The following is a 26,088-nucleotide window of genomic DNA, read 5'->3' as shown; positions in this document are numbered from 1 at the left end:
TGCCGGGCAGACTAACCGGTCGGTATGTCGGTGTGGAAGGGGCTCGGCCCCTAGCGTTGCCGGATGAAGCTGTCACGACGGGGGCTGCTGGGACTGGCGGGTATGACGGGGGCCCTGGGGGCCCTCGGGACGGTGGGCGCGGCGCCCGGCCGGGCGCCGGACCCGGCGGCGGCAGCCGCCGACCGGGTGCGCACCGGCTTCGAACAGCTCGCCGCGGACGGCTACGCGGAGCTCGCCGGCCAGCGGGTCGGCGTGGTCACCAACCCCACCGGGATCACCGCCGACGCCCGCCACCTGGTCGACGTACTGCACGCGGACGCCCGGGTGGACCTGGTGGCGGTGTTCGGGCCGGAACACGGGTTCCGCGGTACGGCGCAGGCGGGCGGCTCCGAAGCGGCCGGGCGGGATCCGGCGACCGGGCTGCCGGTGTACGACACGTACGACAGGAGCGGGCAGAAGCTCGCGGACGTGTTCACGGCGGCCGGAATCGACACGATCGTCTTCGACATCCAGGACGTCGGGGCGCGCTTCTACACCTACATCTGGACCCTGTACGACTGCATGCGCGCGGCCGCGCTGGCCGGCAAGGCGGTGGTCGTACTGGACCGGCCGAACCCGGTCGGCGGCAGGCGGGCCGCCGGGCCGGTGCTGGAGCGCCCGTACGCGAGCGGGGTGGGCCGGGAGCCGATCGCGCTCGCGCACGGGATGACGGTGGCCGAGCTGGCCCTGCTGTTCAACGGGGAGTTCCTGGCCGCGCAACCGGCCAGGCTGCGCACGGTGCGGATGTCCGGGTGGCGGCGGGACTCCTTCTTCGGGGCGACCGGACTGCCCTGGGTGCCGCCGAGCCCCAACATGCCGACGCCGGACACGGCCCTCGCGTACGCCGGGACCTGCCTGTTCGAGGGCACCAACCTGTCGGAGGGGCGCGGGACGACCACGCCGTTCGAGGCGGTCGGGGCGGAGGGCGTGGACCGGCGGTGGGCGGAGGCGGCGCAGGCGCTGGGGCTGCCCGGGGTGTGGTTCCGGGAGGCCTATTTCACGCCGGCCTTCTCCAAGCACGCCGGGAAGGTGTGCGGCGGGGTCCGGCTGATCGTGCACGACCGGGAGGCCTTCGATCCGGTACGGGCCGGGATCGGGCTGCTGGTGACGGCGAAGCGGACGTGGAGCGGCTTCGCGTGGCGCACGGACCACTGGATCGACCAGCTGACCGGCTCGGACCGGGTCCGGCGGATGGTGGACGCGGGGGCCGGGGCCGAGGAGATCGCGGCCGACTGGGCGGCGGGGCTGGAGCGGTTCGCGGCGGTGCGGGGGCGGTACCTGCTCTACCCGTGAATCCGTGGGCGCCGGGGGTCTGGCCGGGCGGGGGCCGCAGCAGGATGCTGGACGGCACCGGAGAGGCGGCGCGGAGGGAGACCCCATGTCGGACGGAACGAGCAGAGGTGTCGGTGCGGGTACGCGGGACGCGATCGGGATCGGGGTCGGCCCGTACGCGGAGCTGACCTTCGACGCCGACGGGGACGTGGACCAGAGCACGCAGGACGCGGTGGCCGCCTTGGAGGCCACCGACCTCCTGGTCTTCGCGCACGGCTGGAACAGCGACCGGTCGACGTCGACCCGGCTCTTCGACCGCTTCTACGCAGCCTTCCCGGGGCTGGTGGGGCCGGGGGTGCGGCTGGGGTACGTGGGTGTCGTATGGCCCTCGATGCGGTTCTCGGACGAGCCGATTCCGGACTTCGACCCCCACGGCGCGCTCGCCGAGCCGGGCCACGGGACGGCGCTGGACCCCGCCACACTGCGGGCGCTCGGGGAGTTCTGGCCGGGGCGGGTGGCGGAGCTGGACCGGGTCGCCGAACTGCTGGAGGACCGGCCGGAGTCGGTGGCGGCGTTCACCGAGTTCGGAGCGCTGGTACGGGAGCTGGCGGGTGTGGACACGGTCGATCCGGTGGCTCCGGCCGAGGCGGCAGGCGCGGGCGTGGCGGCAGGCGCGGCCGAGGCGGCAGGCGCGGGTGAGGCGGCAGGCCCGGCCGGCGCGGGCCCGGACGTGCGGGAGGTGCCCGCCGTCTTCACGCAGGACGTGCTCGAGGTGTGCCGGGCCTTCACCGAAGGGCTGATCGCGGCGGGCGCACTGCCCGGGGGCGCCGCCGAGCCCGGCTTCTCCCTCGGCGGCGGCCTGCACGCGCTGTGGAACGGCGCCAAGGAGCTGCTGCGGCAGGCCACGTACTACGAGATGAAGAAGCGGGCCGGAGTCGTCGGCGAGCGCGGCCTCGGCCCGGTGCTGGCCGAACTGGCAGGCCGCCGCCCGGCCCTGCGGATCCATCTGATCGGCCACAGCTTCGGGGCCCGCGTGGTGTCCTTCTCACTGCGCGCGGTGCCGGACGGGGCCCGGTACGTGAAATCCGCGACCCTGCTCCAGGGGGCCTTCTCCCACTACGCTTTCGCCGACCGGCTCCCCCACGACAAGGGCAGCGGCGGCGCCCTGCGCGGCATGCAGCACAGGATCGACGGCCCGGTGCTCGCCTGCCACTCCCCGTACGACTCCGCCCTCAAGGTCTTCTACCCGCTGGCCTCCCGGATGGCAGGGGATTCGGCCGGTCTCCTCGGCTTCGACGAGCGGTGGGGCGCGATCGGTCACGACGGGGTGCAGGCCGTGCCGGGCGCGCCGCGGCTCACCCTCGACACGGCCCTGCGCGAGGGGGTCCCGGAGGCCGGTTGCGTCAGTGTGGACACCGGGTCGGTGGTGCGGCGCGGCGGTCCGCCTTCGGGGGCGCACAGCGACATCTGTCACGAGGAGCTGGCCCGGCTCGTGGTTGCTGCGGGGCGCATGGGGCGCTGAGTTCCGGCCATGTGCCACCCGCACGCCTCGACCGCCCCCGCATGCGCCCGCACCTGACCGGGCATGTTGGGCACATCTCACGGTGCGTCGTCGTTCGACGTAGTACGACGCCCCCCGGTGCGGGCGTGGGCGCGACGGAGGTGAAGGTGTGATGGCGGGATTCCGAAGTCTGGCGTACCAGGTGCGGGACGCACGCAATGACCGCGCCCTGCGGCGCCATTCGCTGCGCCGCTGCCTGGAGCGGTTCGCTCCGTACGGGCACCGGGCGACGTGGTGGCATCTGTGCGACCGGCACGGGATCGCCCCCGAGGACCGGGCGGCCGATCCGCTGCGGCTGGTCGCGGCGTTGGAGGAGCTGGAGGAGGCGCGGGCGGTCTGGCTGGAGTACGAGCGCCAGTTCGCGGAGCGGCGCCGGCGGGAGAAGCACCACGGGCTGCGCCGTCCGGAGTGGGCGTGGGGCGGCAGCGGGGATGCGGTGGTGCGGTGCGCCGATCCGGGGGTGCGGCCGGAGGGGGCGCTGGGCGAGGTGCTGCGGCGGCTGGTCACGGCGCTGGAGTCGCAGCCGGGGACGGGTTGCCCGGTCTGCGGGGAGCAGGAGCTGCGCTGGCCCGCGCACATGCCCCGGCAGAGACGGGGGCCCCGCTCGGGGCATCGCGACTGGGAGGGGGCGTGGGCCTGGGACGGGCCGGTGTGCGCGGGCTGCGGGATCGTCGTGCCCAGGCCGGCGCTGGCGGCCTCGGCCTCGGCCGCGGATCCGGCTTCGACCGGGGCGGCATGAGCCCGCGGGGACTTCAGGTGCCGGTGTCGGTGTCGGTGAACGGCGCGCGCAATGCCGCCGACGGCGTTGCCGTACCGCTGTCCCCGCAGGACGTGGTGGAGTCGGTCCTGGGGGCGGTCGCCGCCGGGGCCGGGGAGGTGCTGGTCCATCCGCGGACCCCGTGCGGCCGGGAGAGCCTGTCGCCCCGGGTCGTCGGGCCGCTGCTGGAGGCGTTGCGGGGCGCGGGGGTCTCCGTACCGCTTTCGGTGTCCGCGGGCATCGGGGCCGAGCCCGGTCCGGCACGGCGGCTGGAGCGGGTCCGGTCGTGGACGGTGCTTCCGGACCGGGCGGCGGTGCACTTCGCGGAGCCGGGGGCCGAGGAGCTGGCGCAGGCCCTGCTGGCGCGGGGCGTGGCGGTGGACGCGGTGGTTCCGCTCGGCGGGGAGGACGCCGGGCCCGGGGCGGATCCGCTGGCCCGGTTCCTGGCGTGGCCGGTACGGGACCCGGCGCGGATCCGGCTGGTGGTGGAGCTCGCCGTGGCCGATCCGGCGCTGGTGGCGGGGCTGCGGTGGCTGCCGCCGGTGCCACTGCTGCTGTTCGGGCGGGAGGCCGCCGCCTGGCCGGTGCTGCGGCTGGCCGCGCGCTGCGGTGCGGGCGCCCGGACCGGCGTGGGCGACGTACTGCACCTGCCGGACGGGCGGCCGGCGCGGTCGAACGCCGAGCTGGTGGCGGCGGCCCGTGAGGTGCTCGGTTCGGGGGCCGCCGCTACAGCCTGGAGCCGGTGAGCTGGTCGCCGATGACGTCGTCCGGGTTGGACAGGGCGCAGTTCTTCAGCGAGAGGCAGCCACAGCCGATGCAGTCGGTCAAGTGGTCGCGCAGCCGCATCAGATGGGTGATCCGCTGATCGAGCTCGGCGCGCCAGGCCTCCGAAAGCCGGGCCCAGTCCTCGCGGTTGGGGGTGCGCTCCTCGGGGAGCTGGGCGAGTGCGTCGCGGATGGCGGCGAGCGGGATGCCGACGCGCTGGGCGGCGCGTACGAAGGCCAACCGGCGCAGTGTGTCGCGGCTGTAGCGGCGCTGGTTGCCGGAGGTGCGGCGGCTGCTGATCAGGCCCTTGGTCTCGTAGAAGTGCAGCGCGGATACGGCCGCGCCGCTGCGGGCGGACAGCTGGCCGACGGTGAGCTCGTGGATTTTCTCGGGAATCTGCGGCACGACGCCGAGGGTAGTCGGCCGGTCCGACATTCGTTGACAGACGAATCGTTGACAGATACATACGTCCCGAGCATGCTGAGCAAGCGCTTATTCGCCAGGGAGAGGGAGAGGCATGGCCGAGCCGAGGATCTTCACGTCCGCCGAGGAGCTGCACGCAGGGATCGGGGAACCGCTCGGCCCGAGCGGGTGGCTGGAGGTGGACCAGAAGCGGATCGACCTGTTCGCCGATGCCACCGGTGACCACCAGTGGATCCACGTGGACCCGGAGCGGGCAGCGGACGGACCCTTCGGTTCCACCATCGCCCACGGCTACCTCACCCTGTCGCTGCTGCCGAGCCTGGTACCGCAGATCATGCGGGTCGAGGGCATGAAGATGGGCATCAACTACGGTGCGAACAAGGTGCGCTTCCCGGCGCCGGTGCCGGTCGGCTCGCGGCTGCGCGCCACCGCCGTGATCACGGAGGTCACGGAGGCGGGCGGCGGCGTCCAGGTCGCGGCGACGGTCACGGTCGAGCGCGACGGCGGCGACAAGCCGGTGTGCGTGGCGGAGTCGGTGTCCCGCTACTACTTCTGAGGCGCGCCGGGCGTGGCGGGCGCGCCGGCCGCACCGGGAGCGGCGCCCACCATGCGCAGGACGAGGTCGGCGTAGAGCGCGCCGACCTCGTCGGGCGTGCGGCGGCCGGCCGCGTTGAACCAGCGGGCCACGTCGATGCACAGGGACAGGACGGCGAGCGTGGTGCCGGGGACGTCCGGCACGTCGAACTCCCCCGCCGCGACGCCGTCGGCGAGGATCCGGCGTACGGCGGCATCGCTCTGCCGGCGCAGCTCCACGATCTCGGAGCGGTGCTCCGGAGCGAGGGCGTCGAGCTCGTACTGGACCACGCGCGCGGTGGTGTGGTGCGCGGCGTGCCACAGCACGAAGGATCGTACGGCGGCGTCGAGCCGCTCGGCGGCCGAGCCCGGGGCGGAAGCGGCGGTCTCCAGGATCTCCAGGGCCTTGTCGTGGCCGATCCGGCTGATCCGGTGGAGCAGCTCTTCCTTGGTCTTGTAGTGGATGTAGAGCGCGGCCGGACTCATCCCGGCCCGCCCCGCGATGTCTCGCGTGGTGGTGGCGTGGTACCCGCGCTCCGCGAACGCTTCGACGGCGGCGACGAGCAGCCGCCGCGCGGCATCGGGGGTGACCTCCGACCACGGCCGGTAGCCGCCGGTCGTCTCCTCCGCGCTGTCCATCGCTCGCTCACCCTCTTCGTCCCGTGGAAGGAACACCCTACCGGAGGGTGAGCAAGCGCTTAGCGGGCTTGGGCGACATGGCGGCCGCCACTCAGACCTTCGGCTGGAAGGGATCGTAGTCGGCCATGATCTTCTCCATCCTGGCCTGGTCGACCCGGCTGACGATCTGGGTGAGTTCCTGGCGGTCGCGGATCACCTTGGCGAGGGTGAAGGCCGAGGTGGTGAGGTAGAGGACCGCGATGCCGAGGAAGGCGCGGACCCAGCCGTCCACCTGGAGGTGGTAGATCCCCAGGGCCACGGCACAGATGGCGATGCCGAAGGACGCGACGGCCTGGCCGTAGTACGCCGCCGAATTGCGCTGCTTGACCGGTGTCTCGTTCATGGGCCCAGCATCGGGCGGGGTGACCGGGGCCACATCCGCGCACGTACTCAGATGTGTACTCAGAACGCGGTCAGAAGGCGGAGACCCCGGTGCGGGCGCGGCCGATCAGCAGCTTCTGGATCTGACTGGTGCCCTCGTACAGGGTCATCACGCGGGCGTCGCGCAGCAGCTTGCCGGCCGGGTACTCGTCGATGTAGCCGTAACCGCCGTGCACCTGGAGGGCGTTGCCCGCGGCGCGTACGGCGGCTTCGGAGGCGAAGAGCTTGGCGGTGGAGGACTCGGTGGCGAAGGGCCGCCCGCGGTCGACGAGGTCGGCCACCCGCCAGGTCAGCAGCCGGGCCGCGTCCACGTCGACGGAGATGTCGGCGATGAGCTCCTGGACCAGCTGGTGCCGGGCGATGGGCTTGCCGAACTGCTCGCGCCGGGCGGCGTACGAGACGGCCGCGTCCAGCGCGGCCTGCGCGATGCCGACGCACCCGGCGGCGACTGACATCCGCCCCTTGGCCAGTGCGGACATGGCCACGGAGAAGCCCTTGCCCTCGGGGCCGAGCATCGCGGAGGCGGGGACGCGGACGCCGTCGAGGGCGAGTTCGGCGGTGGCCTGGCCGCGCAGGCCGAGCTTGCCGTGGATCTCGCGGCGGGTGAGCCCGGGGGTGTCGGTGGGGACGAGGAACGCGGAGACCCCGCGGTGGCCGGGCTCTTCCCCCGTACGGGCGAAGAGGAGGACCACGTCGGCCCAGGTGCCGTTGGTGATGAACATCTTGCTGCCGCTGATGACGTACGCGTCCCCCTCGCGCACGGCGCGGGTGGTGAGGTTGCCGGCGTCGGAGCCGGTGCCGGGCTCGGTCAGGCCGAAGCAGCCGAGCGCGTCGCCGGAGCAGAGGCGGGGCAGCCAGGCGCGCTTCTGCTCCTCGGTCCCCCAGGCGGCGAGGGTCTTGGCGACCAGGCCGAGCGAGACGGAGACGATGCCGCGCACGGCCGAGTCGCCCCGACCGAGCTCCTCGGTGACGAGGACGTAGGCGAGGTGGTCGCCGCCGGAGCCGCCGTACTCCTCGGGGACGGTCAGGCCGAGGAATCCGAGCGCGCCGAGCTTCTTCACGATGGCCCGGTCCACGCTCTCGGCGCGGTCCCACGCGGCGGCGTACGGGACGATCTCGCGCTCGGTGAACTCGCGCGCGAGGCGGCGCACGGCGGTCTGCTCCTCGCTGAGCTCCAGATTCACCGGGCACCTCCGGGCGTGACGGCGTGGACCGGCACGTTAACTAGCACCGGTAGTTTATGGCGGGCAGGCCCTACTATGTGGCGCATGGCCAGACCGCGCAAGCCCCTCCTCAGCAGAGACCGCATCGTCGAGGCGGCGGGCGCGCTGGTGGACGCGGAGGGGCTGGAGGCGGTCTCGACGCGGCGGCTGGCAGCCGCGCTGGGGGTCAGCGGCCCCTCCCTCTACAACCACTTCCGCACGAAGGACGAGATCCTGGACGCCGTCGCGGATGCGGTGAGCTCGCGGGTCGACTTGTCGATGTTCGAGCCGGGGGCGGGCCGGGACTGGCAGGGCGCCCTGCACGACTGGGCGCACTCGTACCGGGACGCACTGTCCGACCATCCGAACATCGTGCCGGTGCTGGCGCGCGGCCCGGGCCGGCGGCCGGCCGGCCTGCGGCTGGCGGACGCGGTGTTCGGCGCGATGACGGCCGCCGGGTGGCCCCCGGCGCAGGCGACCCGGATCGGCGCGCTGATGCGGTATTTCATCCTGGGCTCGGCGGTGGGCTCCTTCGCCCGGGGTTTCGTGGACGACGAGGCGGCGTACGACCCGTCGGACTACCCCCACCTGGGCCAGGCCCACCTGCTGGCCGAGCGTCAGCGCGAGGTGGACGAGGGTGCCTTCGAGACGGGCCTGGCCGCCCTGCTGGACGGGCTGGCCCTCCAGTACGAGGCGCTGCCCAAGGCCTGAACGGGCCGGCCGGCGGCGCGCCTGCGACGAGCCGGTGAGCCGGGTCGTTCGGCGATGAGGCGGATCGGCCGGCGGTGAGCCGGCGAGCCGGGTCGGCCAGCGGCGAGCCGGGTCGGCCAGCGGCGAGCCGGGTCGGCCAGCGGCGAGCCGGGTCGGCCAGCGGCGAGCCGACGAGCCCCGCCGGTGAGCCCGGTCGGCCCGGCGGTGAGCCCGGTGAGCCGGCGGTGAGCGCGCGGTGAGCCGCCCCCGCCACTGTTGCCCCAACGCCGGATCCACCGAGGACCGGCCGCTGCGCGAGGAGCGGGGCCATGGGCATGGGCATGGGCATGTTGAACGGCAAGACGGCACTGGTGACGGGCGGTTCGCGCGGGATCGGCCGGGCGGTCGCGCTCCGGCTCGCCGCCGAGGGCGCGCTGGTCGCCGTCCACTACGGGGGCAACGACGCGGCGGCCAAGGAGACCGTGGCGCAGATCGAGGAGGCGGGCGGCCGGGCGTTCGCCGTCCGGGCCCGGTTCGGCGAGGACGGCGCCGTGGAGCGGCTGTTCGAGGGCCTGACCGCGGGGCTGGCGGGGCGTGGGCTGGACATCCTGGTCAACAACGCGGGCATCATCTCGGGCAACCCGATCGCGCACGTCACCCCCGAGGAGCTCGACAGGCTGCTCGCCGTCAACGTCAGCGCGCCGTTCTTCGTCGTCCAGCGCGCGCTGCCGCTGCTGAACGACGGCGGCCGCATCGTCAACATGGGCTCGACGGCCAGCCGGTTCGCCGTCTCCACGCAGATCGGCTACACCATCAGCAAGGCGGCGCTGGAATCGATGACCCCGTCGCTGGCCAATGAGCTCGGCGGCCGGGGCATCACGGTGAACACCGTCGCGCCCGGCGCGGTGCGGACCGACATGACCGCCGGCTACACCGCCATCCCCGAGGTGGTCGCCGGACTCGAATCGATCACCGCGCTCGGCCGGCTCGGCGAACCCGAGGACGTCGCCGATGTCGTCGGCTTCCTGGCGGGCCCGCAGGGCCGCTGGGTGACCGGCCAGACCATCGACGTCTCGGGCGGGACCTATCTCGGCCCGATCGCCCACGCGTGATCAACTCCGGTGGATAATCACCGTCATGCTGTTCGGAATCCTCGGTGAGACCCAGGCTTGGCACAACGACGGGGCGGAGGTTCCGCTGGGCGGACCGGCCCGCCGCGCGCTGCTGGCCCTGCTGCTGACCCACCCGGGAGAGGTCGTGTCCGCGGACCGGCTGGCCGACGCCGTCGACCCGGACGGCGCGCTGTCGGCGCACGCCCTCCAGTCCCAGGTGTCCCGGCTGCGCAAGGCCCTCGGTTCGGGGGCCGCGATCGAGCAGGCCGGGGCCGGCTACCGGATCGTGGTTCAGCGGGACGACGTGGACGCCTGCCGGTTCGAGCGGCTGGCGCAGGAGGGGCGGGCCGCGCTGCGCGGCGGCGAAGCCGAGCGGGCGGTCACACTGCTGCGCGAGGCGCTGGCGCTGTGGCGGGGCCCGGCACTGGCCGGCCTCGCCGAGAGCGAGACCGCCCGACCTGCCGCCGTACGCCTGGAAGAGCGCCGCCTCGGGGCGCTCGAAGACCGGATCGAGGCCGAGTGCCTGCTCGGCGGGCATCCCACCGCCGTACCCGAGCTGCGCGAGCTCGTCGGCCGCCATCCGCTCCGGGAACGGCTGGCGGGGCTGCTGATACGGGCGCTGTTCGCCGAGGGCGGGCCCGCCGCCGCGCTGGTGGCGTACGAGGAGACCCGGCGGCATCTGGCCGACGAGCTGGGCACCGACCCCTCCCCCGAGCTGATGGCGCTGCACCGGGAGTTGCTGAGCGCCGATCCGGCGCCGGCGCCCACCGCGCCGCCCGCGCAGCTGACGGCGTTCGTCGGCCGCGCCGGCGAGGTGGCCGAGGTCGCGGGTCTGCTGCGGGTGGCCCGGCTGGTCACGCTCACCGGCCCCGGCGGCGTCGGCAAGACCCGGCTGTCCGTGGAGGTCGCGGGGGCCGGTGCCGGTGCCGGTGCCGACGAGGTGTGCTTCGTGGAGCTGGCCCCGCTGCGCGACGGCGCCGGACTGCCGCAGGCGCTGCTGAGCGCGTTCGGCCTGCGCGAGAACGGGCTGAGCATGGGCGACAGCGGGCAGACGCCGGTCGACCGCCTGATCGCGGCGTTGTCGGACCGGATGGTCCTGCTCGTCCTGGACAACTGCGAGCACGTCGTCGACGAGATCGCGGCGCTGACGGCGCGGCTGCTGGCGGCCTGCCCTCGGCTGCGGGTCCTGGCCACGAGCCGGGAGCCGCTCGGCATCATCGGCGAGAGCCTCTGGCCGGTGCGGCCGCTCGACGGCGGTGCGGCCGTACGGCTCTTCACCGACCGGGCCGGCGCCGTACGACGCGGTTTCACCGCCGACCCCGAGGTCGTCCGGCGGATCTGCGCGGCCCTCGACGACCTGCCCCTGGCCATCGAGCTCGCGGCGGCGCGCATCCGGACGCTGGACGTCGACGAACTCGCGGGACGGCTGGACGACCGGCTCGGGGTCGCGGCCCGCGGCAGCCGTACCGCCGACGAGCGCCACCGGACGCTGCGCTCGGTCGTCGCGTGGAGCTGGGAGCTGCTCTCCGAGCCGGAGCAGCGGGCCGCGCGGCGGTTCACGGTCTTCGCCGGTGGCGCGACGGCCGAGTCCGCGCGCAGGGTGTGCGGCGCCGACGACGAGACGCTGGAGTCGCTGGTCGACAAGTCGCTCCTGGAGGTCGCGGGCGGCCGCTACCGGATGCTGGAGACGATCGGCGCCTACGGCGGCGAGCAGCTCGACGCGGCGGTCGAGCGCGATGCCGTACAGCGGGCCCACGCCCGGTGGTTCCTGGAGCTGGCAGAGACCGCCGACCCGCATCTGCGGCGGGCGGAGCAGTTGGAGTGGCTGCCCCTCCTCACGGCCGAGCACGGCAACTTCCTGGCGGCCCTGCGCTGGGCGGCCGAGGCGCAAGATGTGGAGACGGGCCTCGAACTGCTCGCCTCGTCCTCCGCCTACCTGTGGATCCGGGGTGTGTCGGCCTCGGTCGCGCCGCAGGCGATCGCGCTCCTCGAAGCCCTCGAAGAGCTCGAAGAGCGTGAAGCGACGGACGACGCGACGGACGATGGGACGGGCGACGCCATGGGCGGCGAGCCGCCTGCCGGGCTCGGCGAGGAGTACGTCCTGTGCGTGCTGCTTGCGGCGTGGGGCGCCGCCGGGCGGCCGGTGTGGCAGCGGCACCGGGCGGCGGCCGGGAAGGCGCTGGCCGCCGCATGGTCGGGTGCCCGGCCGGGCCGTTACCCCGTCGGCCTGTTCCTGTGGATGATGCGGAACGCGGGCGAGGCCGACTCGCAGAGCGCCTTCGCGCTCGTCTCGGCCCAGCGCGACTGCCCCGAACCGTGGGCGCGGGCCGCGGCCCGGTACGTGTCGGGCTTCGGGCTCCTCGGCGACGGGGACACCGCCCTGGCCGAGCGGACCTTCGGCACCGCCGTCGAGGGCTTCCGCTCGCTCGGTGACCGCTGGGGCACCGCCCTGGCCCTGGACACCCTCGCCGGCCTGGCGGGCGGACGCGGCGACCACGCGCGGGCCATCGCGCTCACCGACGAGGCCCTCGCGCTCACCGAGCAGCTCGGCGCCCTGGAGGACAGCGCCGACCTGCTGGTCAACCGGGCCGACCACCGCGTCGGAGAGAACACGGCGCTGGCCCGCGCCGACTACGTCGAGGCCGCCGCGCTCGCCCGCCGATCCGGCAGCTCCACCTGCCTGGCGGCGGCACTGCGCGGGCTCGCCGACATGGCCCTGCTCGACGGGGACCCGGCCGACGCGGAGCGGCTGTACGCGCAGGCTCTGGAGCGGGCCGACCCGCACTGGGTCAAGAGCGTCGGCACGCGGGTCCGTACCCTCGCGGGCCTCGGCCGCATCGCCGAGGCGCGCGGCGACCGCGCGGCGGCCCGGACCCGCTACCGGGAAGCCGCCGAGGCAGCGATGGCGACGGGGGCCGACACCCCGGACGCGCTCCGCCTGCTGGGCCTGCCCGCGAGCGTCGCCGGGCCCGTCGTCGAGTCGGTGAAGCGGTGAAGCGGTGAGCGAGCGGTGAGCGAGCGGTGAGCCCTGCCGTGGAAGCTCACCGACATGGACAACAGCGAGACGAAGAAGCTCAGCGTACTGATCTCCGGCGCCTCCGTCGCCGGCCCCGCGCTCGCCTACTGGCTCCACCGGTACGGCTTCACCACCACGATCGTGGAGCGTGCGCCCGCGCTCCGCGACGGAGGCTACGCCGTCGACTTCCGGGGCGAGGCCCATCTGTCGGTCCTGCGCGGCATGGACATCCTGGACGACATCGAACGGGCCCGGACCGGCATGGGCTCCATGTCGTACGTCAACAGCGCGGGCAAGCCGCAGGCCGAACTGCCCGCCGATCTGTTCGCCGGAGACGTCGAGATCCTCCGGGGCGACCTGGCGCGGATCCTCTACGACGCCACCGTGAAGCACACCGAGTACGTCTTCGGGGACTCCATCACCTCGCTCACGGAGGACGCCGAGGGGGTGACCGTCACCTTCGAGCGGGGCGCGCCGCGCCGGTTCGACCTGGTGATCGGCGCCGACGGGCTGCACTCCACCACCCGCCGCCTGGCGTTCGGGCCGGAGGAGCAGTTCGTACGGCACCTCGGCGTCCACTGCGCGATCTTCACCACGGTCAACCGCCTCGGGCTCGACCACACCGGACACGCGTACCGCACCGCGGGCAGGCTCGTCGCGATGTACAGCGCCCGCCACAACACCGAGGCCAAGGCCGTCTTCTACTTCGCCTCCCCGCTCCTGGACCTCGACCGGAGGGAGGTCGCGCGGCAGCAGGCCGTCCTCGCCGAGCAGTTCGCGGGCACCGGCTGGGAGAGCGACCGGCTGCTGGAGGACATGCGGTACGCGCCCGACTTCTACTTCGATTCGGTCGGCCAGGTCCGCATGGACTCCTGGAGCCGCGGCCGGATCGCCCTCGTCGGCGACGCCGCCTCCTGCCCCTCGTCGCTGTCCGGCATGGGTACGGGACTCGCCCTGGTCGGCGCGTACGTCCTGGCCGGCGAGCTGGCCGCGGCGCGCGGAGACCACCGTGTCGCGTTCGCCCGCTACGAGGGCGAGCTGCGGGAATACGCGGCGGGCTGCCAGAAGATGGGCGATGGCGTCGCCAGGCTCATGGTTCCCGGGAGCCGCCTCATGGCCACGCTCCTCAACCGCTACTACAAGGTCATGCCGTACCTGCCGGGGAAGGACATGGCGGCCAAGATCGCCCGCAGGACCGCCGAGAACATCACGCTGCGGGACTACAGCGGGCTGGACCGGCTCCGGCCGCGGAACCCCGCCCTCCCGAAGGCGGGCGGGTGAACGCCCCGCGGCAACGCCCCGCGCGCGCCTTACGGCTGGAAGACGATCAGCGAGCGGCCTCCCTTGCCGGCCAGCATCGCTTCGAAGGCGGCCGGGATGCCGTCGAGGGTGATGCGGTCGGTGACCAGGGAGCCGAGGTCGAGGCGGCCCGCGCGGACGTGGTCGGCTATCACCGGGAGATCGCGGGCGGGGTCGCTGTTCCCGTACACGCAACCGGTGAGGGTGCGGGCGAAGTGGAAGATCTCCAGGGCGTGGAAGCCGACCTGCTGCTCCTTGCCGCCGATGCCGACGACCGTGGTGCGGCCGCCGCGGCGGGTGGAGTCCCAGGCTCCACGGATGGACTCCGCCCGGCCGACGCACTCGACGGCGACGTCGGCGCCCTGGCCGCCGGTGAGGGCGCGGATCTGCCGGGCGGTGGTGTCGGAGGCGAGCACGAAGTCGGTGGCCCCGGCCGCGCGGGCCAGCTCCTCCTTGGCCGGGGAGATGTCGACGGCCACGATCGGGCCCGCTTCGGCGATCCGCGCGGCCTGGAGGGCGGCCAGGCCGACTCCGCCGACGCCGAAGACGGCGACGGACTCGCCGGGGCGGACCCGGGCGCTGTTGCGGACGGCGCCGTAGCCGGTGAGGACCGCGCAGCCGAGCAGGGCGGCCTCGGCCAGCGGGATCCCGGCGGGTGCCGGCAGCACGCAGTTGGCCGCGACGACCGTCTCCTCGGCGAACGCGGCCACGTTCAGCCCCGGGTGCAGCGGCGTGCCCTCGGCGTCGTGGGCGTAGACCGCCCCGACCCCGGTGAGCGCGTTGGCGCAGAGCCAGACCTCGCCGATCGAGCAGTGGTGGCACTCCCCGCAGGACGGGGACCAGTTGAGCACCACGCCGTCGCCGGGGGCGACATGCGTGACGCCCTCGCCGACGGCGAGGACCGTGCCCGAGCCCTCGTGGCCGAGGACGGCGGGCACGGGCACCCTCATGGTGCCGTCGGTGAGGGAGAGATCGGAGTGGCAGACACCGGCTGCGGCAAGCCGCACCCGGACCTGACCGGGGCCAGGCTCGGGCAGGACGATCTCCCGTATCTCCAGCGGGGATCCGACGGCGGGCAGGATGGCGGCGCGGACCATGGTCGATTCCGTCTCTCGGGGCTCGGAACTGCAGGGCGTTTTGGAACTGCAGGAAGGCTCAGAACTGCAAAGACTTGGTCTGGAGGTACTCGGCCAGGCCGTGCGGGCCGAGCTCGCGGCCGACGCCCGACTGCTTGTACCCGCCGAAGGGTGCGAGCGGGTTGAAGCGGCCGCCGTTGATGTCCACCTGGCCGGTGTCCATGCGCCGGGCGAAGGCGACGGCGGTCTCATCGTCCGCCGCCCAGACCGCGCCGCCCAGCCCGTACACAGTGCCGTTGGCGATGCGCAGGGCCTCGTCCTGGTCCTCGTACGGGAGGATCGACAGCACCGGGCCGAAGATCTCCTCCTGCGCGATGGTCATCTCGGGCGTGACGTCGGCGAACACGGTAGGGGCGATGAAGTACCCGTGCTCGTGCGGCGCGTCGGGGCCTCCGGCGACGAGGCGCGCGCCTTCCTCGACACCCTTGGTGATGTAACCGCGCACGCGGTCACGCTGCTTGGCGTTGATGACCGGGCCGAGGCGGGTGCCCGGGTCGCGGGGATCGCCGCAGGGGTACGCGGCGACGGCGGCGGCCGCGAGGGAGACGGCCTCCTCGTACTGGTCCCGGTGGACGAGCATCCGCGTGAGCGCGTTGCAGCTCTGGCCGGAGTTGTTCATGACGTGGCCGACGCCCGTCGCGACGGCCTTGGCGAGGTCGGCCCCGGGCAGGATGACATTGGCCGATTTTCCGCCGAGCTCGAGGGCGACGCGCTTGACGGCGGCGCCGGCCGTGGCGCCGATCTGCTTGCCGACCGCGGTGGAGCCCGTGAAGGAGACGAGGTCGACTCCTTCGTGTGCGGCCAGCGCCTGCCCGGCGACCGGGCCGGTCCCGGTCACCAGGTTGAACACTCCGGCCGGGATGCCCGCCTCGTGCACGGCCTCGGCGAAGAGCTGTGCGGTCAGCGGGGTGTCCTCGGCCGGCTTGAGGACGAGGGTGCAGCCGGCGGCGAGAGCGGGCGCCACCTTGGCAACGATCTGGTGCAGCGGGTAGTTCCAGGGCGTGATGGCCCCGACGACGCCGACCGGCTCGAGCAGCACCGTGGAGTTGCCGATCCGCTCCTCGAAGGCGTACGAGGCCCCCAGCTCGGCGAACGAGGAGGACACCGCGATCGGCGCCCCCACGTGGACCATCTCCGAGAAGCCCGCCGGAGAGCCGAGTTCGGCGGTGATGATCTCGGCGAACTCGCTCTTGCGGGCGACCAGCACATCACGGAGCGCCGCGATCAGGGCGGCCCGCTCGGCCGGGGCCGTGGCCGCCCAGCCGGGGAAGGCGGCACGTGCGGCGCGTACGGCCGCGTCCACGTCCTCGGCATTGCCGGCCGGGACCCCGCCTATGACCTGCTCGTCGGCCGGGTTGACCACCTCGATCCGGTCGCGTCCGGCGGCGGGCCGCCAGACGCCGCCGATGTACATCCCGTCGTGGGCCTTCATGGCATTCCTCCCGAGCACGCACGAGCGCGTTGAGACCTGACCTCGTTCGACCAGCCTACAAACTAGCGTCGGTAGTTTTCGGGGCGCCAGGGGTGTCGGGGGTCAGATGATGCCGAAAAGCATCCCTGCCCCGAGGACGACGAGGGAGGTGAGCGCCGCCCACTTCACGGTGAAGCGGGTGTGGTCGCCGAACTCGACCTTGGCCATGCCGACGAGGACGTAGACGGCGGGAACCAGCGGGCTGGACATGTGCAGGGCCTGGCCGACCAGCGAGGCGCGGGCGATCTCGAGCGGGGAGACCCCGTGCGCGGCGCCGGCCTCGGCCAGGACCGGCAGGACGCCGAAGTAGAAGCCGTCGTTGGACATGAAGTAGGTGAGCGGCAGGCTGAGCAGGCCGGTGACCAGGGCCATGTGCGGACCCATGCCCTCGGGGATGGCGCCGACGAGCCAGTCGGCCATGTGCTTGACCATGCCGGTGCCACTGAGGACGCCGGTGAAGACGGCGGCGGCGAAGACCATGCCGGCGACGTTGAGGACGTTGTCGGCGTGGGCGGCGATCCGGGCCTTCTGGTCGGGCATGTGCGGGAAGTTGACGGTGAGGGCGAGGGCGGCGCCGAGGAGGAAGAGCACCGGGATGGGCAGCAGCTCCATGATCATCGCGGTGAGCAGGGCGACGGTGAGGCCGGCGTTGAACCAGTACAGGCGCGGGCGGAGGGTGGGACGGCGGGGGTCGAGGCCCTGGAAGCCTTCCTGCTGCGCGGCGGAGGCGGAGGCGGACTCCGGGCCGGACCCGGAACCGGAGCCGGAACCGGACCCGGCGCCCGCACCTGCGGAGGCGGCGGACGGCTCGGCCGGAGCCGCGGCCCCGCCCTCGGCGGACCCGGCGGCGACGACGAGCAGACGCTCCGCGGCGGGCTCCGGAGCCTGCCCGGACACCTGCCCGGACACCCGCTCGGGCGCCTGCTCGGGCGCCTGGTCCGCGTCGCCGGGGAGGACCAGCGTGCCGATCCGGCGGCGTTCCTTGAGCCCGAGGACGTACGCGAGGCCGAACACGAACACCAGGCCGACCGCGAGGGCGGGGATCATCGGGACGAAGATGTCGGAGGCGTCGAGCTTGAGGGCGGTGGCGGCGCGGGCCGTGGGGCCGCCCCAGGGCAGGGTGTTCATGACGCCGTTGGCGGTGGCGGCGACGCCCGTCATGACCACCAGGCTGAGGCCGAGCCGCTTGTAGAGCGGGTACATGGCCGAGACGGTGATCATGAAGGTGGTCGAGCCGTCACCGTCGAGCGAGACGATCGCGGCGAGGACCGCGGTGCCGACCACGACCCGCACCGGGTCCGCCTTGCAGAAGCGCAGGATGCCGCGCACGACCGGGTCGAACAGGCCGACGTCGATCATCACGCCGAAGTAGACGATCGCGAACATCAGCATCGCGGCGGTCGGCGCGAGTTTGCCGACGCCGTCGATGACGTAGTCGCCGAGGTGGGCCCCCTTTCCTGCGAACACGCAGAAAAGCGCGGGGATGAGGACGAGCGCCGCGATGGGCGACATTTTCTTCATCATGATCAGGACCAGGAAGGTGGCGATCATGGCGAAGCCGAGGAAGGTCAGCATGCAGGGAACGTAGGTGCCTCCTCCTTATGCCAACAAGACGTCCGCGCGTGAGCAATACGAGCAAAACCCCAGCTCAGGGCAGGGGTGTCAGTTCGACCGGGAAACCGTTGAGCACCGCCGTGCCGGACAGCGGGTCGAGCCGGGAGCCGTCGAGGAGCTGGTTGACGTTGGCGCCGGGCACGGCGGAGGCGACGGTGAGCCGGGCCCCGTCGCGGTCGTGGCCCCAGCCGTGCGGCAGGCTCACCACCCCGGTACGGACGGCATCGGTGACCTCGACCGGGACCTCCAGACTGCCGCCGTCGGCGGTGATCCGGGCCAGGCCGCCCTCGGTGAGGCCGAGCCGGCCGGCATCCTCCGGATGCACCTGGAGGGTGCAGCGATTGGAACCTCCGGTGAGGGCCGGGACGTTGTGCAACCAGCTGTTGTTGGACCGCAGATGGCGGCGGCCCACGAGCACCAGGGCGGCGGGGCGGTCGGCGAGCGCCGCGCGCAGCCTGGGGAGCTCGGCCGCGATCGGGTCCGGGAGCAGCTCGATCCTGCCGCTGCGCGTCCTCAGCACGCCCGGGAGCCGGGGCCGCAGCGGGCCCAGGTCGATGCCGTGCGGGTGCGCGAGCAGCCGCTCCAGGCTGAGCCCCGCGTCCGCGCCCGCGCCCGCCTCTGTGGCGGAGCCGGAGCCGAACTGGTCTCCGTACGGCCCGAGTCGGAGCATCAGGTCGAGCCGCCGCTCGGGACCGCTCTCGCCGGTGAGCAGCCCGGCCAGATGCGCCGGGTCCTGTCCGTGCAGCGGGGAGCGCGGATCGGCGCTCTCCTTGGCGAGGACGCCCTGGATGACCACGTCGTCGACGGCAGCCGGGGCGGCGGAGCCATGCATGCCGGAGACGGCCAGGACCAGGCGGGCATGGATCTCGCACTCGTCGAGCCGGCCGGCTTCGAGCGGGACGGCAGGCCGGGTGTAGCGCGCCTGGTTGCGGATCGCGAACCCGTTGAACGCGAAGTCGTGGTGCGCGCTCTGCGAGGGCGGCGGCGGGGGCAGCACGACGTGGGCGTGGCGGGAGGTCTCGTTGAGGTACGGATCGATGCTGACCATGAAGTCGAGCCCGGCCAGGGCCGCGTCGAGGCGCTGCCCGTCGGGGGCGGACAGCACCGGGTTGGCGGCGATGACGACCAGGGCACGGATCCGCCCGTCCCCCGGCGTCTCGATCTCCTCGGCCAGGGCGGCCATGGGCAGTTCGGCCTTGGCCTCGGGGTGGCCGCTGACCCGGCTGCGCCAGCGGCCGAGGGTGAAGCCCTTACCGGGACCGGCGGGGCGCGGCCGCGGTCCGGCGGCTGGGAGCGGGAAGAGGACTCCCCCGGGCCGGTCGAGGTTGCCGGTGAGGATGTTCAGTACGTCGACCAGCCAGCTGGCGAGCGTGCCGTACTCGACGGTGCAGCTGCCGATCCGCCCGTAGACGGCGGCGGTGGGCGCGGCCGCGAGATCGCGGGCGAGGTCGCGGATCTCGGCGGCCGTGAGGTCGCAGGCGGGGGCCACGGCCTCAGGAGTGAAACTCCCGAGCACCTCGGCAAGTTCCCCGAGACCGTCGGTCCATTCCTCCAGCCCGCCGGGGCGGGCGAGTTTCTCCGCGAGGAGGGTGTGCGCGAGGGCGGCCAGCAGCAGGGCGTCGCTGCCGGGACGCGGCGCGAGGTGCCGGTCGGCGAGCTTGGCCGTGCGGGTGCGGCGCGGGTCGACGACGACCAGGGTGCCGCCGCGGGCGCGCAGCGCCTTGAGCCGGCCGGGGAAGTCGGGGGCGGTGCACAGGGAGCCGTTGGACTCGACCGGGTTGGCGCCGAGGAGCAGCAGGAAGTCGGTGCGGTCGAGGTCGGGGACCGGGATGGCGAAGGGGTCGCCGAAGAGGAGTCCGCTGGACACGTGCTTGGGCATCTGGTCGAGGGTGCTGGCGGTGAACAGGTTGCGGGTGCCGAGGGCCTTGAGCAGGAGTGGCGGGTAGAGGGCGCCCGCCATGGTGTGCACGTTCGGGTTGCCGAGGACTACGCCGACCGACTGGGCGCCGTATTCCTGCACGAGGGCCGGGATCGCGGTGGCGATGGCCTCGTACGCCTCCTCCCAGGTGGCCTCGCGGAGCCGTCCGTCGCGGCGGACGAGGGGGGTGCGCAAACGGTCGGGGTCGGCGTCGAGCGCGCCGAAGGCCGCGCCCTTGGGGCAGATGAAGCCGCGGCTGAAGACGTCTTCGCGGTCGCCGCGGGCGCCGGTGACGGTGGCGCCCTCGATGGTGAGGGTGAGGCCGCAGGTGGCTTCGCACAGGGGGCAGATGCGCAGGGCGGTGCGGGACATGGGCCCTCCAGGGACGGCAGGCTGCGGCACGGACACGCGGGTGAGCCGAGCATACCGACCGGTAGGCACGGTGGGGAGAGGTGCGGCCAGGGCGGAGGGCCCGGCGTCGGGGCGGCACCCCGGGCGAACGCCGGACCCGGAGGGGGCGCCGGACCCGGAGGGGGCGCCGGACGCGGGCGGCGGGCCCCGGAGGGCGGACTTGCGAGGGCGCTGGACACGGTGGGCGCCCCGGAGGGGTGGAGGGGGATGGCCGGAGAGGGCGCCGCAAAGGGGCAGGGCCGGAAACGGGTAGACATCGGAAGGGTGGCCGCGGGCGGGCAGACACCGGAGAGGGCGGGCCCGGGGCGGACAGGCACCGGAAAAGGCGGGCCCCGGGCGGGCCCGCCTCGGCGACGGGGGTGGGCTCAGGGGACGGGCGGCGGGGGCCGTTCGCGGGGTGTCGGCGGGCCTGCCGGGCGGAGTCAGTCCAGTACGCCGGCGAGGTAGGCGTGCATCATCGCCCGGGTCTCGGCCACGATGCCGGGATCGCCGGCCGGGTCGGCCCGGAAGGCCAGCTTCGTCAGCGCGTCCGTGGCCTCGACGGCGACCAGGACCGCCCGTTCCAGTGTGTCGTCCGGGGTCAGACCGAGGTGCGCACCGAGCAGTTCGGTGAGGCGTACGGCGACCAGCCGGTTGGGGTCGGCGGCCGGTCCTTCGGCAGGCGGCGCGGGCACCCCGAAGTCGACGAGAGCGAAACCGGGGACGGTGCGCTTCATGGCCAGGTATTCGTCGAGCACGGCGTCCACGACGGGCCGCCAGTCGCCGGCCGGGAGGGCGGCGAGGCGTTCCGCGATGCCTTCGGTGTACCGGTCCAGGTTGCGGTGGGCGAGGGCGATGGCCATGGCCCGCTTGTTGCCGAAGAAGCGGTAGACCGAACCGATGGGCACGCCGGCGCGCAGGGCGACGGCCCGGGTGCTGAGGTTCTCGTAACCGGTCTCGTCCAGCAGTTCGGCGCAGGCGTCGAGGATCCGGGCGAGCCGGTCGGCGCTGCGCTGCTGGATCGGCGTACGGCGCAAGGGGTGGGCTGGGGGCACGGGGTCCATCATGCCGCTCCTGGCTTCTCGGTTCACCGGCAGTCTCAGTTCAGCAGGAGGCCTATCCCCCCGATCGTGTAAGTGATCATGAGCGCGAGCAGCGGCAGCTGGCCGGCGACGGCCCTGGCGGGCGGGAAGAGGCGTACGGAGCGGTCGTGGGCCGCGATCACTCCGAGCACGTGGCCGGTGACGACGGCAACGACCTGGAGGGCGGCGAGACCGCCGGGACCCAGTGGCGACAAGGGTTCTGGGGCGTTGTCAGTGCCGAGTGCCATGCTTACTGTGCGTGGCCCTTCGATTACGAGAAGGGAGAAGTAGTGGGCGACGAGATAGCCGAGGGCGATCGGCACGAGTGAGTGCGCGAAGGCGGTCAGCGGGCCCGGGTGCGGGCCGCAGACGAGGCGGGTGGCCGCTGCGCAGAGGCAGTACAGGGTGGCGACGAGGGCGACGGAAGCGAGCAGTCCGAGTGTGGCCGTGGGGGTGCGGCCGAGGGGGGAGGTCTGGAGGGTGTTGATCCACGACGGGTTGTCGGAGTAGCCGTCGTAGGCGGTGGAGCCGAGCAGGACGCAGACGGTGGCGACGAGTCCGGGCCGCTCGGGCGTCTCGTCGAGTCCGTGGAAGGGGTTGCGGAGTACCAGGCGGCCGTCGCTGCGGCGGCCGAGGGGCGAGAGCCGGGCCAGGAGGGAGGAGTACACCTCGAAGGCGTCAGCGTCGGCGAACCAGCGCTCTCCGAAGCGGGCGGCGAGCGCGAGTTGTGCGGCGGTGTAGACGGCGAGGGCGGTCAGGAGGGTGGTGGTGGATGCGGGATCCGGAGCGGCGAGTTCGAGCCAGGTGAAGCCGAACAGCGCGGCGGCGGCGGGCCATTGGCCGAGCCGGGCGGGAAGGGGGGCATGCGTCTGACGCCGGGCGCGGGGCAGCAGGCGGTACAGGGTGCGGAGCGGGTTGAGCAGGCGCCAGACGGGGCCGAGGAGGAGGGAGGCGGGGACGAGTCCGACCCAGAGGAGGACGTAGACGGCGCCGGGGGCGGGGTTGTGCGCGGGGTCGTCGGGACCGAGGACGAGGGAGAGGAGGACGGCGAGCGCGGCGGCGAGGCCGAGTCCGCGCAGGGCGGTTCGGGTGGCCGGCGCGTCGGCGATCCGCTCGAGGGCGTCGGGCAGGGCGAGGCCTGACCGGTTGCCGCGGAAACGGGAGGAGGGCCAGAGGAGACCGAGCGCGAGGAAGGAGACGAACAGTGCGGCGAAGGCGCCGGCGAATGCGTAGAAGGGAGAGATCGGCAGATCGTGCTGGGACCCGATCCCGTGCGCGAGCACGGTGAGCGGATCGGCCGGGTGAAGGACCACGCCCCGGCCCCCGCCACCGCCGCCCGCGGCGGGGACGGGACCCGGCCCGACCGGGGTCACCGCGGGCCGCCCGCGCGGCCTTGTTCCCCGCCGCGGAAGGGGAGCGGGGCCGGGTGGGTCCGGGCCGGGGCGGGCGCGGGCGGGGTCACCGGACGAGGAGCTGGGTCAGGACGAGGCGGGACTCGTGGGTCTCGACCTCGAAGAGGCCCGTACGGTCGGCCGTCAGGACCAGGGTGGCCTCCTGGCCTGCCGGCAGGGCGAGTTCCTTGTCGTAGCCGTGGACGTGCAGGGTGTCCGCGCGGTCGCTGGTAACGCGCAGGGCGACGCGTTCGCCGCGCCGCAGCTCGGTGCGGCCGGGGGCGGGGGTTACCTTGCCGTCCCGGACGGTGAGGGTGACCGTGCGGTCGGCCTGCGCTTCCGACGGCGGTGGCGTTCCCGACGACGGCGGCGACGCCGAAGGCGGGGTGTGGCCGTGGCCTGCCTGGCCCGGAGCGGTGGCGGTGGCGGTGAGCTGGAGCGTGCCCTCGATCGCCTTGCCGGCGACGGCCCAGGCGGTGTGGTCGTCCGCGTAGAGGCGGACGGTCAGGGTGTGCGCGCCCTCGGGGACCTGCGCGGCGGGCAGGTGGAACCAGGGGCCGTACAGCCGGGCCAGTTTGCGGCCGTCGAGCTCCAGGTGCGCGTGGCCGGCGCCCGGGAGGGCGGCGCCGCCGGTGCTGTCGGGGGTGAAGCGGAAGTTCTTCACCGTCAGCTGGAGGTTCCAGCCGTCCTCGGAGTCGGGGCGGGCGGCGAGCTGCACCTCCGGCGCGCCCTCGGCCGGGACCTCGCGGAGCCGGTGGCCGGTGGGGTCCTGGGCATCGAGCAGGGTGCCGACGCCGCCGGTGGCCTGCTCGTGACTGGTGCCGGGCTTGTGGTGGGTGGTGGCCCGCCCTCCGCAGCCCGTCGCCGCGCCGCCGACGAGCAGGAGGACGAGCGCGAGCAGGGTCGCGGTTCGGGCGCCCCGCCGGGGCCGCGCCCCGACGGGCGGCACCCCGCAGCCGTCGCACCTGATGGGGTCTGGGGTCCGGTCGCTCATTGCATTCCTCCCTCGGTCATCACAGCCGCGAGGGGCTTGTTCGTGGGGCGGGTGGGGCCGGTGGGGTGGGGGGTCATGCCGGGTCCGGGGTGGCCTCGGTGTGCAGGGCCGGGGCCGGGCCCGCCGGGACCGGGGCGCGGTCGCGCGCGGGGTCGCCGCCCGGGCCGGCGGGGCGGGCCGGGGCGGGGCCCGGGCGGGATGCGGCGATGGTGGCCCAGAGGACCCAGGGCACGGTCAGCAGGGCGCGGAGCCAGGAGGGGCCGAGGGGGATCCAGGGGATCAGCAGGACGGCTTTGTCGAAGGCGTCCAGCAGGGTGAGGGCCGCCACCAGCAGGGTCAGCCGCGCCAGCCAGGGGCGGCCGGGGCGCAGCGCGATGCCCGCGCCCGTCCACCACAGGCCCAGCAGGAGCAGGGCCAGGGCCGGCACCATGGTGCCCGCGAGCGGCATCGTGGAGCCGGCCACGTCCAGGGCCAGCCCGGCCAGGCCGAGCAGCGAGGCCGCCGTGCCCAGGCGGGAGCCGCGCAGGCGGCGCCACCACAGCACGCCGCCCACGAGCAGCAGGACCGCCGCCACCGCCAGTGCGATCTGGGTCTCCACCCGCTCCAGGCCGCGCGCGCCGTACCAGTCGCAGCCGGCCGGGAGCTTGCGCGCCTGCACGCTGTAGTCGGCGCAGACCAGGAGCTGGGCGAGTTTCACCGGTTCGCCCACCAGGCGGGCCGAGCCGCCCGACACCGCGCCCCGGCGCTCGCCGCACTCCGGGAGCGTGCCCGGGGTGGAGCCGTCGGGTCCGGACTGCCAGCAGTTCCCGCGGCCCTGGCCGTCCCACCACACGTCCATGCCGTTGGGGCGGGCGGCGCCGGACTTGTCCCTGCCGAGCACGTTCCCGGCGTAGCGGTTGTGGTGGGAGGTGTCCGCCTGCTTCGACCACTGCTCCTCGCCGCGGATGTAGGCAGGCACGGCCGAGAGGAAGAAGCCCGCGCGCCGGTGTCCGTACACCCAGTTGTTCTCGTACACGTTCCAGTTGCCGCCCGCGGTGATGATGCCGGTGCCCGGCGGCATGGAGATCTGCGGGCAGACCACCCCCTGCTCGTAGCCGCGCTCGATCGGCGGCCTGGCGCAGGTGCCGTCGGCGACGTACCGGTAGTAGTCGGCGTTGTTGTCGTGGATCAGGTTCCGCTCGAACTTGGCGTGGTTCTGGGGGAGTCCGGGGTGTCCGGGGAAGGCGCTGTCCATCGAGGCGCCGCCCATGTTCAGGTCGAACTCGTTGTCGTGCACCCACACCGAGTCGCCCGCGGTGCCGGAGTAGCCGACCATGTTGTGATGGCTGTGGCAGCCGGTGATCTCGATGGAGTAGCGGGGGACGTCGTAGCCGCGCCCGTCGTTGATGTCGGAGGCGCTGCCCGGGTAGATCCCGGAGTCGCCGTTCCCGTACGACTCGCAGTTCTTGTAGAGGCCGTGGTCGCTGGCGAAGGTCAGGAAGCCGTACTCGTCGTTCCACCGGGTCAGCACGTCGTCGATGACGAACCCGTCGCCCGCGAGCACGTACAGCGAGTTGAAGGTGGTGCGCTGCGCGGTGAAGTTGCGGAAGTAGATGCCGTTCGACTTGTCGGCGCGGATGGCGTTCAGCTTCTGGTACTTGGCGTCGATGACGACGTCGAGCCGGTTCGCGCCGGTGCCCTCGATCTGCAGGTCGGTCTTGCCGAGGATGGCGACGAGGTTCTGGTTGTGCCGGCACTGCACCTGCTGCTCGTACGACAGGATCTGGTAGCCGAGCGCGGAGTTGGGGGCCTTCAGCGCGGCGCACTCCCCCGTGGGTTTCGGCAGCGAGGGCTCCTCCTCGTACAGGCCGGGGAGGATCGCGATGTTCATTCCGGGCCGGTCCACGGCGTCGACGGCTTCCTGGAGGTGCCGGTAGCCGCTCTTCTCGCACCGCTCGTACAGGGCGAGGTTGCGCTGCTTCAGCTCATCCGGGAAGGCGGATATCCGGCGTTCGAAGGCGGGCCGGTCGGTCTTGCAGACCAGCAGGTCGGGCTCGGCCTTCCGGTACTGCGGCACGGACCCGGAGCCGTCCGGGAGGGTCACGGGGCGCTCCTCGTGCGCGCGGGCGGCGGGCGCGGCGGCGAAGAGGGACAGGAGAGCGAGGAGGGCGGCGAGGAGCGCCGCCGGCACGGCAGGGAACCTGCGGGTCCACGACATGCGCGTGAGAGTAGAGCAATGTTCATCTTTTTGGATCCCCCGCGACGCCGCGAATCGGCATCGCGCGGGGCCGCGCCCCCCGCCCCCGCCCCCATCGGCCCGATCCGGCCAGGCGGCCAGGCGGCCA

Annotated in this window: 21 protein-coding genes; 9 read left to right on the top strand and 12 right to left on the bottom strand. The window is 73.7% G+C overall.

Annotation, left to right across the window (positions count from 1 at the left end; genetic code table 11):
* Nucleotides 1-63: 63 nt before the first annotated feature.
* The 4 genes from AB0I68_RS15865 to AB0I68_RS15850 all read left to right on the top strand — a co-directional run bounded on the left by AB0I68_RS15865 (nt 64) and on the right by AB0I68_RS15850 (nt 4,375).
* Nucleotides 64-1,332, top strand: coding sequence for a DUF1343 domain-containing protein (locus AB0I68_RS15865; RefSeq protein WP_363177871.1), 1,269 nt, complete (start codon nt 64-66; stop codon nt 1,330-1,332).
* 85 nt (nt 1,333-1,417) lie between these two features.
* Nucleotides 1,418-2,833 carry a serine-threonine protein kinase gene (locus AB0I68_RS15860; RefSeq protein WP_363177870.1) on the top strand — a complete coding sequence of 472 codons (1,416 nt, stop codon included), beginning with the start codon at nt 1,418-1,420 and terminating at the stop codon, nt 2,831-2,833.
* Between the two features lie 151 nt (nt 2,834-2,984).
* The gene (locus AB0I68_RS15855) at nt 2,985-3,611 is read left to right on the top strand and encodes a hypothetical protein (protein ID WP_363177868.1); all 627 of its coding nucleotides are present in this window, start codon (nt 2,985-2,987) and stop codon (nt 3,609-3,611) included.
* On the top strand, nt 3,608-4,375 hold the full coding sequence (locus AB0I68_RS15850) for a 3-keto-5-aminohexanoate cleavage protein (protein WP_363177867.1): 768 nt from the start codon (nt 3,608-3,610) through the stop codon (nt 4,373-4,375). The genes AB0I68_RS15855 and AB0I68_RS15850 overlap by 4 nt, the downstream gene beginning before the upstream one ends.
* Here the strand turns inward: AB0I68_RS15850 and soxR are convergent.
* Nucleotides 4,356-4,799 carry a redox-sensitive transcriptional activator SoxR gene (gene soxR / locus AB0I68_RS15845; protein WP_363177866.1) on the bottom strand — a complete coding sequence of 148 codons (444 nt, stop codon included), beginning with the start codon at nt 4,797-4,799 and terminating at the stop codon, nt 4,356-4,358. The genes AB0I68_RS15850 and soxR overlap by 20 nt on opposite strands.
* A 112-nt stretch (nt 4,800-4,911) precedes the next feature.
* Between soxR and AB0I68_RS15840 the strand changes: the two genes are divergently transcribed.
* Entirely contained in the window at nt 4,912-5,373 is a 462-nt protein-coding gene (locus AB0I68_RS15840; RefSeq protein ID WP_363177865.1) for a MaoC family dehydratase, read from the top strand.
* Here the strand turns inward: AB0I68_RS15840 and AB0I68_RS15835 are convergent.
* From AB0I68_RS15835 to AB0I68_RS15825, 3 genes are all read right to left on the bottom strand, one after another.
* Nucleotides 5,364-6,029, bottom strand: coding sequence for a TetR/AcrR family transcriptional regulator (locus AB0I68_RS15835; RefSeq protein WP_363177864.1), 666 nt, complete (start codon nt 6,027-6,029; stop codon nt 5,364-5,366). The two genes, AB0I68_RS15840 and AB0I68_RS15835, sit on opposite strands and share 10 nt — an antisense overlap.
* A gap of 91 nt (nt 6,030-6,120) precedes the next feature.
* Nucleotides 6,121-6,411, bottom strand: coding sequence for a YiaA/YiaB family inner membrane protein (locus AB0I68_RS15830; protein WP_352214464.1), 291 nt, complete (start codon nt 6,409-6,411; stop codon nt 6,121-6,123).
* A gap of 70 nt (nt 6,412-6,481) precedes the next feature.
* Nucleotides 6,482-7,633: an acyl-CoA dehydrogenase family protein gene (locus AB0I68_RS15825; RefSeq protein ID WP_363177863.1), complete on the bottom strand. Its 1,152-nt coding sequence runs from the start codon at nt 7,631-7,633 to the stop codon at nt 6,482-6,484.
* A gap of 84 nt (nt 7,634-7,717) precedes the next feature.
* Here AB0I68_RS15825 and AB0I68_RS15820 point away from each other — a divergent pair, with 84 nt between their 5' ends.
* The 4 genes from AB0I68_RS15820 to AB0I68_RS15805 all read left to right on the top strand — a co-directional run bounded on the left by AB0I68_RS15820 (nt 7,718) and on the right by AB0I68_RS15805 (nt 13,750).
* Nucleotides 7,718-8,362: a TetR/AcrR family transcriptional regulator C-terminal domain-containing protein gene (locus AB0I68_RS15820; RefSeq protein ID WP_363177862.1), complete on the top strand. Its 645-nt coding sequence runs from the start codon at nt 7,718-7,720 to the stop codon at nt 8,360-8,362.
* Between the two features lie 320 nt (nt 8,363-8,682).
* Nucleotides 8,683-9,453 (top strand): SDR family oxidoreductase, encoded by a 771-nt coding sequence (locus tag AB0I68_RS15815; protein ID WP_363177971.1) that lies wholly within the window; start codon nt 8,683-8,685, stop codon nt 9,451-9,453.
* Between the two features lie 25 nt (nt 9,454-9,478).
* The gene (locus AB0I68_RS15810) at nt 9,479-12,448 is read left to right on the top strand and encodes a BTAD domain-containing putative transcriptional regulator (RefSeq protein ID WP_363177861.1); all 2,970 of its coding nucleotides are present in this window, start codon (nt 9,479-9,481) and stop codon (nt 12,446-12,448) included.
* Between the two features lie 54 nt (nt 12,449-12,502).
* Complete coding sequence (locus AB0I68_RS15805) at nt 12,503-13,750, top strand: FAD-dependent monooxygenase (protein ID WP_363177860.1); 1,248 nt, start codon at nt 12,503-12,505, stop codon at nt 13,748-13,750.
* Nucleotides 13,751-13,779: 29 nt separating this feature from the next.
* On the opposite strand, the gene AB0I68_RS15800 is transcribed toward AB0I68_RS15805, so the two are convergent.
* The 8 genes from AB0I68_RS15800 to AB0I68_RS15765 all read right to left on the bottom strand — a co-directional run bounded on the left by AB0I68_RS15800 (nt 13,780) and on the right by AB0I68_RS15765 (nt 25,961).
* A complete protein-coding gene (locus AB0I68_RS15800) occupies nt 13,780-14,865 on the bottom strand; it encodes a Zn-dependent alcohol dehydrogenase (protein WP_363177859.1) in 1,086 nt (361 codons plus the stop codon).
* 58 nt (nt 14,866-14,923) lie between these two features.
* Entirely contained in the window at nt 14,924-16,336 is a 1,413-nt protein-coding gene (locus AB0I68_RS15795) for an aldehyde dehydrogenase family protein (RefSeq protein WP_363177858.1), read from the bottom strand.
* 102 nt (nt 16,337-16,438) lie between these two features.
* Nucleotides 16,439-17,950 (bottom strand): citrate:proton symporter, encoded by a 1,512-nt coding sequence (locus tag AB0I68_RS15790; RefSeq protein ID WP_363177857.1) that lies wholly within the window; start codon nt 17,948-17,950, stop codon nt 16,439-16,441.
* Between the two features lie 73 nt (nt 17,951-18,023).
* Nucleotides 18,024-20,279 carry a molybdopterin-dependent oxidoreductase gene (locus AB0I68_RS15785; protein ID WP_363177856.1) on the bottom strand — a complete coding sequence of 752 codons (2,256 nt, stop codon included), beginning with the start codon at nt 20,277-20,279 and terminating at the stop codon, nt 18,024-18,026.
* Between the two features lie 461 nt (nt 20,280-20,740).
* A complete protein-coding gene (locus tag AB0I68_RS15780) occupies nt 20,741-21,361 on the bottom strand; it encodes a TetR/AcrR family transcriptional regulator (protein ID WP_363177970.1) in 621 nt (206 codons plus the stop codon).
* Between the two features lie 35 nt (nt 21,362-21,396).
* On the bottom strand, nt 21,397-22,692 hold the full coding sequence (locus AB0I68_RS15775; RefSeq protein ID WP_363177855.1) for a hypothetical protein: 1,296 nt from the start codon (nt 22,690-22,692) through the stop codon (nt 21,397-21,399).
* 145 nt (nt 22,693-22,837) lie between these two features.
* Nucleotides 22,838-23,764, bottom strand: coding sequence for a hypothetical protein (locus AB0I68_RS15770; RefSeq protein ID WP_363177854.1), 927 nt, complete (start codon nt 23,762-23,764; stop codon nt 22,838-22,840).
* 73 nt (nt 23,765-23,837) lie between these two features.
* Complete coding sequence (locus AB0I68_RS15765; RefSeq protein WP_363177853.1) at nt 23,838-25,961, bottom strand: right-handed parallel beta-helix repeat-containing protein; 2,124 nt, start codon at nt 25,959-25,961, stop codon at nt 23,838-23,840.
* Nucleotides 25,962-26,088: the final 127 nt, after the last annotated feature.

The sequence above is a fragment of the Streptomyces sp. NPDC050448 genome (assembly GCF_040655295.1).
Classification (GTDB): Bacteria; Actinomycetota; Actinomycetes; order Streptomycetales; family Streptomycetaceae; genus Streptomyces.
This window is presented reverse-complemented; position numbering and strand designations above follow the sequence as displayed.

Excerpts from the sequence above, each read along its gene's own strand:
- AB0I68_RS15820 (WP_363177862.1), top strand. The coding sequence starts at position 7,718 with ATGGCCAGACCGCGCAAGCCCCTCCTCAGCAGAGACCGCATCGTCGAG.
- AB0I68_RS15785 (WP_363177856.1), bottom strand. The coding sequence starts at position 20,279 with ATGTCCCGCACCGCCCTGCGCATCTGCCCCCTGTGCGAAGCCACCTGC.
- AB0I68_RS15805 (WP_363177860.1), top strand. The coding sequence starts at position 12,503 with ATGGACAACAGCGAGACGAAGAAGCTCAGCGTACTGATCTCCGGCGCC.
- AB0I68_RS15800 (WP_363177859.1), bottom strand. The coding sequence starts at position 14,865 with ATGGTCCGCGCCGCCATCCTGCCCGCCGTCGGATCCCCGCTGGAGATA.
- AB0I68_RS15840 (WP_363177865.1), top strand. The coding sequence starts at position 4,912 with ATGGCCGAGCCGAGGATCTTCACGTCCGCCGAGGAGCTGCACGCAGGG.
- AB0I68_RS15835 (WP_363177864.1), bottom strand. The coding sequence starts at position 6,029 with ATGGACAGCGCGGAGGAGACGACCGGCGGCTACCGGCCGTGGTCGGAG.
- AB0I68_RS15865 (WP_363177871.1), top strand. The coding sequence starts at position 64 with ATGAAGCTGTCACGACGGGGGCTGCTGGGACTGGCGGGTATGACGGGG.
- AB0I68_RS15780 (WP_363177970.1), bottom strand. The coding sequence starts at position 21,361 with ATGGACCCCGTGCCCCCAGCCCACCCCTTGCGCCGTACGCCGATCCAG.
- AB0I68_RS15810 (WP_363177861.1), top strand. The coding sequence starts at position 9,479 with ATGCTGTTCGGAATCCTCGGTGAGACCCAGGCTTGGCACAACGACGGG.
- AB0I68_RS15815 (WP_363177971.1), top strand. The coding sequence starts at position 8,683 with ATGGGCATGTTGAACGGCAAGACGGCACTGGTGACGGGCGGTTCGCGC.
- AB0I68_RS15830 (WP_352214464.1), bottom strand. The coding sequence starts at position 6,411 with ATGAACGAGACACCGGTCAAGCAGCGCAATTCGGCGGCGTACTACGGC.
- AB0I68_RS15795 (WP_363177858.1), bottom strand. The coding sequence starts at position 16,336 with ATGAAGGCCCACGACGGGATGTACATCGGCGGCGTCTGGCGGCCCGCC.
- AB0I68_RS15860 (WP_363177870.1), top strand. The coding sequence starts at position 1,418 with ATGTCGGACGGAACGAGCAGAGGTGTCGGTGCGGGTACGCGGGACGCG.
- AB0I68_RS15765 (WP_363177853.1), bottom strand. The coding sequence starts at position 25,961 with ATGTCGTGGACCCGCAGGTTCCCTGCCGTGCCGGCGGCGCTCCTCGCC.
- AB0I68_RS15770 (WP_363177854.1), bottom strand. The coding sequence starts at position 23,764 with ATGAGCGACCGGACCCCAGACCCCATCAGGTGCGACGGCTGCGGGGTG.
- AB0I68_RS15855 (WP_363177868.1), top strand. The coding sequence starts at position 2,985 with ATGGCGGGATTCCGAAGTCTGGCGTACCAGGTGCGGGACGCACGCAAT.
- AB0I68_RS15850 (WP_363177867.1), top strand. The coding sequence starts at position 3,608 with ATGAGCCCGCGGGGACTTCAGGTGCCGGTGTCGGTGTCGGTGAACGGC.
- AB0I68_RS15790 (WP_363177857.1), bottom strand. The coding sequence starts at position 17,950 with ATGCTGACCTTCCTCGGCTTCGCCATGATCGCCACCTTCCTGGTCCTG.